The organism is Arthrobacter crystallopoietes (assembly GCF_017603825.1).
Lineage (GTDB): Bacteria > Actinomycetota > Actinomycetes > Actinomycetales > Micrococcaceae > Crystallibacter > Crystallibacter crystallopoietes_B.
This window is the reverse complement of sequence record NZ_CP072014.1, coordinates 3786824-3798865: the sequence shown is the minus strand read 5'-3', so window position 1 is coordinate 3798865 and position 12042 is coordinate 3786824. Positions and strand designations below refer to the sequence as shown.

At 62.8% G+C, this 12042-nt stretch carries 9 protein-coding genes and 1 tRNA gene; 6 read left to right on the top strand and 4 right to left on the bottom strand.

The genetic code is table 11. From position 1 onward, the window contains the following. Positions 1-9: 9 nt before the first annotated feature. Complete coding sequence (gene hrpA / locus J5251_RS17390) at positions 10-3963, bottom strand: ATP-dependent RNA helicase HrpA (RefSeq protein ID WP_208574719.1); 3954 nt, start codon at positions 3961-3963, stop codon at positions 10-12. Positions 3964-4303: 340 nt separating this feature from the next. Between hrpA and J5251_RS17385 the strand changes: the two genes are divergently transcribed. From J5251_RS17385 to J5251_RS17375, 3 genes are read left to right on the top strand one after another with little or no spacing between them, the layout of a single operon-like run. Beyond that, positions 4304-5308 carry an ABC transporter substrate-binding protein gene (locus tag J5251_RS17385; RefSeq protein ID WP_208574718.1) on the top strand — a complete coding sequence of 335 codons (1005 nt, stop codon included), beginning with the start codon at positions 4304-4306 and terminating at the stop codon, positions 5306-5308. 19 nt (positions 5309-5327) lie between these two features. After that, positions 5328-6233 (top strand): ABC transporter permease, encoded by a 906-nt coding sequence (locus tag J5251_RS17380; protein WP_208574717.1) that lies wholly within the window; start codon positions 5328-5330, stop codon positions 6231-6233. Between the two features lies 1 nt (position 6234). Then, positions 6235-7026, top strand: a complete 792-nt coding sequence (locus J5251_RS17375) for an ABC transporter ATP-binding protein (protein WP_208574716.1) — start codon at positions 6235-6237, stop codon at positions 7024-7026. A 61-nt stretch (positions 7027-7087) separates the two neighbouring features. Here J5251_RS17375 and J5251_RS17370 read toward each other — a convergent pair whose 3' ends face one another. Beyond that, a complete protein-coding gene (locus tag J5251_RS17370; protein WP_208574715.1) occupies positions 7088-8038 on the bottom strand; it encodes a helix-turn-helix transcriptional regulator in 951 nt (316 codons plus the stop codon). Between the two features lie 131 nt (positions 8039-8169). On the opposite strand from J5251_RS17370, the gene J5251_RS17365 reads away from it, so the two are divergent. After that, positions 8170-8727 (top strand): DinB family protein, encoded by a 558-nt coding sequence (locus tag J5251_RS17365; protein WP_208574714.1) that lies wholly within the window; start codon positions 8170-8172, stop codon positions 8725-8727. A gap of 42 nt (positions 8728-8769) precedes the next feature. Here the strand turns inward: J5251_RS17365 and J5251_RS17360 are convergent, their stop codons facing one another. Further along, complete coding sequence (locus J5251_RS17360; RefSeq protein ID WP_171059325.1) at positions 8770-8931, bottom strand: hypothetical protein; 162 nt, start codon at positions 8929-8931, stop codon at positions 8770-8772. Positions 8932-9012: 81 nt separating this feature from the next. On the opposite strand from J5251_RS17360, the gene J5251_RS17355 reads away from it, so the two are divergent. Next, entirely contained in the window at positions 9013-9987 is a 975-nt protein-coding gene (locus J5251_RS17355) for a GlxA family transcriptional regulator (protein ID WP_139004870.1), read from the top strand. Positions 9988-10081: 94 nt separating this feature from the next. Here the strand turns inward: J5251_RS17355 and J5251_RS17350 are convergent. Further along, positions 10082-10154 (bottom strand) — tRNA-Arg (locus J5251_RS17350). A gap of 242 nt (positions 10155-10396) precedes the next feature. Between J5251_RS17350 and argS the strand changes: the two genes are divergently transcribed. Next, positions 10397-12040: an arginine--tRNA ligase gene (gene argS, locus J5251_RS17345; RefSeq protein ID WP_139004871.1), complete on the top strand. Its 1644-nt coding sequence runs from the start codon at positions 10397-10399 to the stop codon at positions 12038-12040. The last annotated feature ends 2 nt before the right edge of the window (positions 12041-12042 follow it).

The following is a 12042-nucleotide window of genomic DNA, read 5'->3' as shown; positions in this document are numbered from 1 at the left end:
CGTCCGGCGTCACTTGCTGAGGGCCTCGTTCAGGGCAGCACGCACGCGCTTTTCTGAAATGGAATAGGCCGTTCCCAGTTCCTGGGCGAAGAAACTGACCCTCAGCTCCTCGAGCATCCACCGCACTCTGCGCAGCGCTCCGGGGTGCCGTGAGCCGGGACGCAAAGCCGCGACCGCGTCGTCGTACTCGTCTTCAAGCTTTTGCACGGCCGCCATCTGCTGGCCGTCCCGCGCCACGTTGGTTGGCAGCTTTTCCAGCCTGCGCTCGATCGCGGCCAGATAGCGGGGGAGGTGACTCAGCTGGGCATAGCCGGTACGGGCGACGAAACCGGGGTAGACCAGCTGCTCGAGCTGGCTCTTGATGTCGTTCAGCGCGCTGATCAGGGCCAGGCTCGTGCTGGCCTTGAGCGATTTCTGGATCCGCCGGTTGCTGGAGAGAATCTTTTCGACGACGGCGGTCACGGAGAAGACGGTGTCGATCAGTTCCGCACGGACCACCTCATACAGGCGGTCGAACTCTTCCTTGGACCACGGCAGCTCCTGCGGCACCAGCTTGTCGATGGCCGCCAGCGTACAGTCATCGATCAACGAGGCGACAGAACCATGCGGGTTCTGGCTGAAGGTGAGTTTCTCGGTATTGTTCAAATGGTCCAGCACGTAGCGCTGCGGGGACGGCACACGAAGCGCCAGCAGCCGGATGACGCCGGACCGCATGGCGGACTCCTGCTCCGCGGCAGTGGGATAGATCCGCTGCGCCACCGTCTGACCTTCATCCACGAATGCCGGATAGCCCGTGACTGTGTGGCCTGCTACCAGTCGCTTGACCTCGCGTTCGAGCGTGCCACCCGTCCACTCGGTCAGCCCTGTCAGTTCCTGGATGCCGCTCGACGCCGGAGCAGCAGGCGTCGATGCCGCCCTGGCCTGTTTCACCGGCTTGGCCGTCTTGGGGGTGGCACCGAGTGAATCGGCGATGGCGCGGCGGGTCTGCGGTGCAAGCTCTTCCTGCAACCGGGCCAGGTCTTTGTCCTCGCCCAGGACTTTTCCGCGCGCGTCCACCACACGGAAACTGACCCGTAGGTGCGGCGGCACTACTTCCCAGTTCCATGAACCGGGCGGGATGATGTGGCCCTTGAGCCGGCGGAGCACCAGCTCCAGCGAAGGTTCCAGCTCATCTTCTTCCGGGACAAACTCCTCGGCAAGAACCGCTGCAGCAGTACGCGCCACATCGGGCGCCGGCACAAAGTTCTTGCGCACCTGCTTGGGCAGGGACTTGATCAAGGCGGTCACCAAGTCCGCCCGCAGGCCGGGAATCTGCCAGCGGAAGGGCGCCGGATTGAGCTGGTTCAGGAACAGCACCGGCACCTCTGCCGTGACACCGTCCGAAGGGTTGGGAGTCCCTCCGGGCGCTACCGGAGAAAAAACATAGCTCAGCGGCAGCTCAAACGAGCCTTGACGCCAGATTTTCGGGAACGCGCCGGCGTCGAGCTCTTCGGCTTCTTCGGTCAGGAGCGCATCGGGATCGAAGTCCAGCAGCGTGGGATTTTCCTGCCGCGCCGCCTTCCACCATTTGTCGAAGTGACGCTCGGAGACCACGTTCTCGCCGATGCGCTGATCGTAGAACTCGAAAAGGGCCTCATCATCCACACGGAGGCCGCGTCGGCGCGTACGCGTCTCCAGCTCTTCGACCTCGGCCAGCAGGGCGCGGTTGCGGTGGAAGAACTTGTGGTGCGTGCGCCAGTCACCTTCAACCAGAGCATGGCGGATGAAGAGATCCCGACTGAGCTCGCGGTCGATCCTGCCGTATTGGATGCGCCGCTGCGGGATGATCGGGACGCCGTAGAGGGTGACCTTCTCATAGGCCATGACCGAACCCATGCGCCGTGACCAGTGCGGCTCGGAATAGGTCCGTTTGAGCAACTGCGGGGCGATTTCCTCGGCCCATGCCGGATCAAACCGGGCAGCTACGCGGGCCCAGAGCCGGGACGTCTCCACCAGTTCGGCCGCCATGACCCAATCGGGTGACTTCTTGAACAGCGCCGAGCCTGGGAAAATTGCGAAGCGGGTGCCGCGGGCGCCTGCGTATTCGCGTTTGCGCTCCTCGTAGGCGCCGATGTGGCTGAGCAGGCCGGCCAGCAGGCTCTTGTGGATGTCGTCGTGTTTGCCCACAGGGTCTACTTCGCTGCCGGACGAAAGAGTAATGCCCAGCGGCTTGGCGAGTTGCCGCAGCTGCGCAAACAGATCCTGCCATTCGCGAATCCGCAGGTAATTGATGAACTCGGTGCGGCACAACTTGCGGAACTGGGTGGAGGAAAGTTCCTTCTGCTTGTCCTGCACGTAGCGCCACAGGTTCAGGATGCCGGTGAAGTCCGAGCTCTCGTCCACGAACCGCTTGTGGAGTTCGGCGGCCTGCTGCTGCTTGCTGCCGCTGTCTGCAGAGGGCCGTTCACGCGGATCCTGGATGGTCAGCGCCGCAGCGAGGATCATGACCTCGCGGACGCACCCGCGTTTGCCGGCTTCGACAATCATGCGGCCCAGACGAGGATCCACCGGCAACTGGGCCAGCTGGTGTCCGACGGCGGTTAGGCCGGGTTCGCGGCGCGGCCCGCGGCCACCTCCGCGGCCGGGGGCCTGCGGTTCGCGGGCCGCGTCTGCCGGTTTGCTCGGCTCGGCCAATGCGCCGAGCTCGCGGAGGAGGTTGACGCCGTCGTTAATCGCCCGGGTTTCCGGCGGCTCGACGAACGGGAAATTCTCGATGTCCTTCGGGCTGCGGGCCACACCCATGGCTGTCATCTGGAGGATGACGGCGGCCAGATTGGTGCGCAGGATTTCGGGATCGGTGAACTCACGCCGTGCTTCGAAGTCCTCTTCCGAATACAGCCTGATCGCGATGCCGTCGCTGACACGGCCACAGCGTCCGGAGCGCTGGTTGGCGGACGCCTGGGAGATCCGCTCGATGGGCAGTCGCTGGACCTTGGTCCGGTGCGAATACCTCGAGATGCGGGCCGTGCCGGTGTCGACGACGTATTTGATTCCGGGTACGGTCAGGGAGGTTTCCGCCACGTTGGTGGCCAGGACGATCCGCCGCCGGCCGCCGGCACCGGGCGAAAAGACCCTGTGCTGTTCGGCCAGGGAGAGCCGGGCATAGAGCGGCAGAATCTCGGTTCCCGCCAACCGGCGGTTTGTTTGCACCCGAGACCGCAGTGCATCCGCGGCATCGCGGATTTCCCGCTCCCCGGAGAAGAAGACGAGGATGTCCCCGTGGGCTTCGCCGGCCAGTTCGTCCACCGCATCGCAGACCGCGTCCAAGGGATCGCGGTCCTCTTCCAGCTCGTCGTCCGAGTCGATGGTGCCTGCCGGCATGTTGAGCGGACGGTACCTGATTTCCACGGGGTAGGTGCGGCCGGAAACCTCGATGATCGGAGCCGGCTCATCGTCACCGAAATGCTTGGCGAAGCGCTCCGGATCAATGGTGGCGGACGTGATGATGACTTTCAGATCCGGGCGCTGGGGCAGAATCCGCTTGAGGTAGCCCAGAATGAAATCGATGTTGAGGCTTCGCTCATGCGCCTCGTCGATGATGATGGTGCTGTATTTCTTCAGCAGCTTGTCATGCTGGATTTCGGCGAGCAGAATGCCGTCCGTCATCAGCTTGATCCGGGTGCTGCGGCCCACTTGACCGGTGAAACGGACCTGGAAGCCGACTTCCTCGCCCAGCTTGACGTCCAGTTCCTCCGCGATCCGCTCGGCAACGGTGCGGGCGGCGAGCCTGCGGGGCTGGGTGTGGCCGATCAGGCCTGTCTCCGCGAGCCCCAGCTCAAGGCACATTTTGGGAATCTGGGTGGTCTTCCCCGAACCGGTTTCGCCGGCGATGATGGTGACCTGGTTGGCAGCAATGGCCGCCATGATGTCATCCCGCCGTTCCGAAACCGGCAACATTTCGGGATAAGTGATTTTCAGTGTCATGATTGCGCCCAGTTTATCGGTTCCGGGGCATGCACACATCCATGGACAGAACCTAAGCCTCGCTGCCGTTTCGGCACGGATCGTCCATTCGTAGGGCCGCGTGAGTGGACTCTTGTCCTAGGCTTGGACTGTAGATTAGACAATGTGACGCTGTTCACAGGTACTATCAGAGTGGACTTTCCGCACGGAATGACTGTCCGTGTCCGCAGCCGGGTAATGACGCCGCCGGCAAGCGGCATATTCCACCGTCAGGGAACCTGGTGGAGCGCATGGACGGCTGTGACTTGGGGAGCGGGCCGGGAGCATCCGGCACGTTTGCGATTTGAAAGGAATCACTGGCATGAAACGGTCAACATACACAACCATGGGCGCCTCGCTGTTCGCCTCGGCGCTGCTGATGACGGCGTGCGGCAACGGCGGCGGCGAGGCCGGATCCGGCGAGAGCGGGGCGGCCGGCGAGATGGTCGAAATCGGCATCACGCAAATTGTTTCCCATCCCTCACTGGACGCGTCGCGGGAGGGCTTCAAGAAGGCCCTGGCCGAGAACGGCTACACCGAGGGTGAAAATGTCACCTACGACGAGCAGAACGCTCAGGGCGACCAGGCTACCGCGACCTCGATTGCCGGCAAGTTTGCCACGGACCAGAAGGATCTTGTCCTCGCGATCGCCACTCCGACTGCCCAGGCGGCCGCGCAGGCCATCCAGGACATCCCCATCCTGATCACTGCCGTCACCGATCCCGTCGAGGCTGGTCTGGTCGAATCGCTGGAGGCTCCCGGGGGCAACATCACCGGGACGAGCGACCTGAATCCCGTGGAGGAACAGCTGGGCCTGCTGAAGGAACTGGTTCCGGACGCCAAGAGCGTGGGCATCGTCTACAGCTCCGGCGAGGTGAACTCGCAGGTCCAGGTCGACCTGGCGAAGAAGGTCGCTGCCGACATGGGCCTTGAAATCAAGGAAGCCACCGTCAGCAACTCCAGCGAGGTCCAGCAGGCCGCGCAGTCCCTGGACGTCGACGCGTTCTATGTCCCGACGGACAACAACGTTGTGTCGGCGCTGAAATCGCTTATCGGCGTTGCGGAATCGAAGAAGATCCCCGTGATCGCCTCGGATGCTGCGAGTGTTGAAGGCGGTGCCGTCGCTACCGAAGGCATCAACTACGAGGACCTGGGTTACCAGACGGGCATGATGGCCATTGAGGTCCTCAAGGGTAAGGACCCTGCGTCCATGCCGATCCAGACGGCCTCCGAGCTGGAAGTTGTCGTCAATCCCGCAGCCGCCGAGCGCATGGGCATCGAGATTCCAGCTTCGCTGCTGGAATCCGCCGACCGCGTCATTGAGTAGAACCTGAGGATACCGACACATGATTGTCGCGGTTGAGCTGGGCCTGATCTACGCGATCATGGCTCTGGGGGTCTACCTGACCTTCCGCATTCTGAATTTTCCCGATCTGACGGTTGACGGCAGCTTCACCACTGGGGCTGCTGTCGCCTCGATCATGATTATCAATGGCTATTCGCCGGTTGTTTCCACCGTCGCCGCTTTCGGCGCAGGACTGGTTGCCGGTTGGATTACCGGGATACTGCATACCAAGGGCAAGATCAACGGGTTGCTGGCCGGCATTCTGACCATGATCGCGCTGTACTCGATCAACCTGCGCATCATGGGCAGGGCCAACCTGCCCCTGCTGCGCGAAGATACGCTCATTACGCCCCTGCGCGACGCAGGTCTGCTGGGCACTGCCATGGCCGTGGTGGTTTTCGCGCTGTTCGCCCTGGCGGTCAAGTTCGTCATCGACTGGTTCCTGCACACAGACGTTGGTCTGGCCATGCAGGCTACCGGTGACAACGAGGAAATGATCCGCAGCTTCGGGGTGAGCACCGACCGGATGAAAATCCTCGGTCTCGCGCTTTCCAACGGCCTGGTCGGCCTTTGTGGGGCACTCATTGCCCAGTACCAGGGCTTTGCCGACATCGGCATGGGCATCGGCCTGATTCTGGCTGGTCTTGCGTCGGTCATCATCGGTCAGGCGATCTTCGGCTCGAGGCTCATCATCATCGCCTCGCTGGCCGTAGTTCTCGGCTCCGTCTTGTACCGCGTGGTCATCCAGCTTGCCCTGCAGGCCGGCCTGAACCCGAACGACATGAAACTGATCTCCGCGGTGCTGGTGGTCATCGCCCTGGTGCTGCCACAATGGAAGCTCTTCAAGCGGATCGGCGGACTGGCCAACATGAGGAAGTCGCTGACCGGGGCGGGAGCTAAGGGCTGACATGCTGGATATAACTAATGTGCACAAGACCTTTTTCGCCGGCACCGTCAATGAACGGGTGGCACTGAAGGAGATCAACCTCTCGCTGTCGCCAGGCGAGTTCGTCACGGTGATCGGCAGCAATGGGGCCGGTAAATCGACGGTCCTGAACATCACTTCGGGCAAGCTCCGCCCGGACACCGGTACGGTCAGGATCGACGGCAATGACGTGACCAAGCTGGCGGACCACCAGCGGGCGAAATTCATTGGCCGGGTCTTCCAGGATCCGATGGCAGGAACCTCGCCGGACATGACCATCGAACAGAACATGTCCATGGCTTATGAGCGCGGTAAGACGCGAGGCCTGGGCCCCGGTGTCACGAAGAAGAAGCGGGAGTTTTTCCAGGAGGAGCTCAAATCCTTGGAGCTGGGCTTGGAGAACCGGCTCAAAGCCAAGGTGGGCCTTCTGTCCGGAGGGCAGCGCCAGGCGCTCTCACTGCTCATGGCCACCTTCAGCAGTCCGAAAATCCTGCTGCTGGATGAGCACACCGCGGCGTTGGACCCGCAACGGGCTGACCTCGTGAGCCGCTTGACCGCGGAGGTCGTGGAACGGCACCAGTTGACTACCCTGATGGTCACCCACAATATGGAGCAGGCCCTGCGCCTCGGGAGCCGGCTGATCATGATGCATGAAGGCCGGATCATCCTGGATATTGGCCAGGAACAGAAGCGGAAAACCACGGTCCAGGACCTGTTGCACGAGTTCGAAAAGATCAAGGGCGGCGCCCTGGACGACCGCACCATGCTGCAGTAGATCTTCCGGGACACAGGCTGCGGGCCAGTGTTTGGGCGGAACTGATGGAGGCCGGACGCGTTTAGCGTCCGGCCTTCGCCAGTTTTCCCGCCAGTTCCAGAGCGCGGTCCTTGAATTCGGCGGGCTGCAGGATTTCAAACTCGAATCCCAATGCCGCGAGCTGCATCAAGGGGTAGTCCAGCGAATCGAAACCCGAACGCAGAACAGTACTGCCGCCGTCGTTAGTTAGCTCCGCTACTTGGGGCGGTATCCGTTCGGCCACCGTTTCAAGTGGCGCGAAAATGCGTACGACGACGTCATAACGGTAGGGCGAGCGTGTGATCGAGCGCTGGACATACGTTGCCAGATCCTTTTGCGGCAGCGGCCTGGGTGTGAAGCGCTCCCGTGCAGAAGGAACGCTTTCGAACCTGTCCACGCGGAAAGTCCGCCAGTCCCGGCGGCCCAGATCCCAGGCCACAAGGTACCAGCGGTGTCCGGCATCCACCAGGCCGTACGGCTCGGCCAAGCGCCGGGAGGACTCGCTGTCCGGCTTGGCGTAACGGAAGGCCACAACGCGGCGGTCAGCGATGGCAGCGGAAACGCTGGTCAGAGTCTCCGGGTTCACCACAGTCCGAGGGCTGCTCAAGGTGGTGACCGCGTTCTTGAGCATGGTGAATTTGGGCCGGAGCCGCGACGGGAGTACCTGCTCAAGCTTGGTCAGCGCGCGTACCGAAGCTTCGGCAACACCGGAAACCGGGCTGGCGGTGACGGCGCTGAGTCCCAGCGCAACGGCCAGGGCTTCGTCATCGTCCAGCAACAGCGGCGGTAGCTGCGCACCAGCGCCGAGTTGATAACCGCCCGCCACGCCGGGCGATGCGTTAATGGGGTAGCCGAGACTGCGCAGCTTGTCGATGTCCCGTCGGACTGTCCGCTCCGTGACACTCATGCGCGCAGCTAGAGCCGAACCGGTCCATTCGCGGCGCATTTGCAGCAGGGACAGTAGCTGAAGCAACCGTGCCGACGTTTCAAGCATGCACACAATCTACGCCCCAATGCGGACAGCCGCCGTCCTGAATTCTCTGGGCAAACCGGCGGCGGCACGACATGATGGAGACAAGCTGCAGCGCCGACGCGGGCGGAGCTGATCGGGAAAGGGCGCGGGAAATGGTGTTCAACGCTGAATTCGAACTGCTGGACCAGCTTCAGTGGCACTGGGAGAACCAAGCCAGGCCCCGGCTAAAGGGGCTGACCGAGGAGGAATATTTCTGGGAACCGGGGGAGGACTGCTGGAACGTCCGCCACCGCGGGACCAGCCATGCGCCGATGGCCGTAGGCTCCGGTGATTACACGATCGACTTCGCTATCCCCGAGCCCTATCCCGCCCCCGTGACCACCATCGCCTGGCGGCTCGGCCATATCTTGGTCGGAGTGCTGGGAACCAGGAATGCGTCCCACTTCGGCGGGCCGGCGGTAGATTACGAAAGCTTTGACTATCCGGGAACCGCAAACGGTGCGCTTGCGCTGCTGGACGAATATTATGCCCGCTGGATCGACGGCGTCGGTTCCTTGGACGAACTGGGCCTGGAGAAACCGTGCGGGGCGGCAGAAGGACGGTTTGCCGATCGATCCATGGGTGCGCTGGTACTGCACATCAACCGCGAAATGATCCATCACCTTGCCGAAGTGGCGCTGCTTCGGGATCTCTTTGCCCACCGGCAGTAGGGGTCTCGGCAGCGCCGTCTTCGAACGGGGAGCAGCGGGCGCTTACCAGCGCATCAGCTGGGAGAACGGGCGGCTTGGCAGGGCGCCGTCGGACCAGTCCTGCAGGGACCGCTCCTCCGGAGTGTGGCCGTGTCCATCGCTGGGGATGATGGCGACGGTGGCAACGATGACGAGGATGAAAGCCAGGGCTAGAAGAAGTTCCATGACTTCATGGTGCGCCGGTACGGACCAAAAAAAGAGTGGCAGAAATGACCACTAACGATAAAAAACTGCCATAATGAACACATGCTTAAAAACGTAGCTGTGCTGGTACTTCCAGGTACCTCGCCGTTCGAATTCGGCGTCGCATGCGAGGTGTTCGGCATTGACCGATCCGCGCGTGGAACGGGGGTGCCGGCCTTCGACTTCAAGGTCTGCACGCCTACGCCGGGGAAGGTGGACACCAAGACCGGGTTTTCCATCGATGTCGCCCTGGGGCTCGAAGCGGCCGAGGACGCAGATCTGCTCATCGTGGCGCCCTATCAATGGGACGCACCCGTGCCGGAAAAGGTTAAGCAGTCACTCCGCCGCGCCCATGCGCGCGGAGCGTGGGTGATGTCATTGTGCACGGGTGCCTTTGTCCTGGCCGGAGCCGGATTGCTGGACGGCCGCCGCGCAACCACGCACTGGCAGTACTCGCAGCAGCTTGCCCAGCAATATCCGCAGATCCATGTAGACGAGAACGTGCTCTACGTCCAGGATGACCGGATCATCACCAGTGCCGGTACGTCGGCCGGGATCGATGCCTGCCTGCATCTGGTTCGGACCGAGCTTGGCGCCGGAGTGGCGGCAGCCATTGCCCGGGACATGGTCGTACCGCCGCACCGGGAAGGTGGCCAGGCCCAATACATCGCGCGACCCTTGTCGCTCGAAGGCTGCAGCACCCTCAAAGACCTCGTAGTCTGGCTCAGCGAGAATCTTGACCGCGAGGTCTCCATCGCGGAACTGTCCCAACGCGTGCACATGTCGGAACGGACTTTCGCCAGGCGGTTCCGCGCCGAGACCGGTGCCACGCCTGCTGCCTGGATCAATGCCCAGCGTGTGTTGCTGGCCCAGGAGCTGCTGGAAACCTCGGATCTGAACATCGACGAGATTGCCCGCGCCACCGGTTTTGGCCAGGCGGTCCTGCTGCGCCATCATTTCGTCAAAGCACTCAACATTTCGCCAGCGACCTACCGCCGGACGTTCCGTGGAAGCTCCGCGGCCATGGCGGTTCATTAACCGCGGCGCGCGCCAAGCTTCCCTGGCGCACCCGTGCCTGACGGAACGGAAAAGCCCCGCCAACTGGTATTCCAGCGGCGGGGCTTTTCTGACGTGCCCTCGATAGGATTCGAACCTACGGCCTTCTGCTCCGGAGGCAGACGCTCTATCCCCTGAGCTACGAGGGCGCGGTGCCGGGTAAATCTTCAGCACCTTTTGGGACGTCAATGAGCTTATCAGGAACTACCCCCACAGGCACAAACCGTCAGTATCCGAGGAAGGCGTACAGATGAATTCGGCGGACGCCTCGGGGTGGAAAATCCCTGGCGAAACCATGTGGCGGTACCGGTCCGGCAGGTCTTCCGTGGTGGCAGCCCCAGGTCACGGGGCGACGGCAGAATCCGGTTTGCACTGCACTTATGCTTAACGGGTGACTCCTGAAGAACTTTCCGCTGCCATTACCGCCTGCCTGCAGGATGCCGTCGACGCAGGTGACTTCGCCGTCGAGATGCCCCGCGAGGTGCGGGTGGAGCGACCGAAGAGCCGCGAGCACGGTGACTGGGCCACCAATGTGGCCATGCAGCTGGGCAAGAAAGCGGGGATGAATCCGCGCCAGTTCGCCGAAATCCTCAGCGCCCGGCTGGCCAAGATCGACGGCGTTGCCAAGGTTGACATTGCCGGCCCCGGCTTCCTGAACATCACGCTGGACGCCGCTGCGGCGGGTTCACTGGCCCAGACCATCGTCGAAACCGGCGATAGCTATGGAACCGGTGAGGAGTACGCCGGCACCAAGATCAACCTGGAGTTCGTCTCCGCCAACCCCACCGGGCCCATCCACTTGGGCGGGACACGCTGGGCTGCCCTGGGGGATTCGCTGGCCCGCATCCTGCAGGCGCAGGGAGCTGAGGTTACGCGCGAGTACTATTTCAATGACCATGGCAACCAGATCGACCGCTTTGCCCGGTCCCTGCTCGCCAGCGCGAAGGGCGAACCCGCACCGGAGGACGGTTACGGCGGAGACTACATCGCGGATATTGCCAATGCCGTGCTGGCCCAGAATCCGGACGCGCTCTCGGCCGCAGACCCGCAGGAAGAGTTCCGCAGCCGGGGCGTCGAACTGATGTTTGCTGCCATCAAAAAGTCGCTGCATGAGTTCGGCGTCGATTTCGATGTCTACTTCCACGAAAATGCGCTCTTTGAAGACGGTGCCGTCGACGCGCTGCTTGAACAGCTCAAGACCTCCGGCAGCCTCTACTTCGACGAGGGCGCCTGGTGGCTGAAGTCCACGGACTTCGGCGACGACAAGGACCGGGTGGTCATCAAATCGGACGGCCATGCAGCCTACATCGCCGGCGACATCGCCTACTTCAAGAACAAGCGAGACCGTGGCTTCGATCTGTGCATCTACATGCTCGGAGCCGACCACCACGGCTATGTGGCACGGCTGAAAGCTGCCGCCGCTGCCATGGGCGACAGCGCGGACCGCGTCGAGGTCCTCATCGGCCAGATGGTGAACCTGGTCAAGGACGGCAAGCCGGTCCGGATGTCCAAGCGCGCCGGCACGGTGGTCACCATGGAAGACCTCGTGGACGCAGTCGGCGTGGACGCGGCCCGCTACGCGCTGACCAGGTCACACGCGGACTCCAATATCGACGTCGATCTGGACCTGTTGACCAAGCGCAGCAACGAGAACCCGGTGTTCTACGTGCAGTACGCCCATGCCCGTACCTGTGCCGTTGCACGAAATGCGGTAGCCGCAGGGGTGGAACGCAGCGCCTTCGACGCCTCCTTGCTGGACCACGCCACCGAAAACGAACTGCTGGCCTACCTCGGAGCCTACCCGTCCGTCGTGGCCACGGCGGCCAAGCTGCGCGAACCGCACCGGGTGGCCCGCCATCTGGAAGTCATCGCCGGCGCCTACCACCGCTGGTACGATTCCTGCCGCGTGACACCGTTGGGCGATGCCGAAGTTACCGACCTGAACCGGACCCGACTGTGGCTCAATGATGCAACCACGCAGGTTCTGGCCAATGGCCTGGGCCTGCTGGGCGTCAGTGCGCCGGAACGGATGTAAGC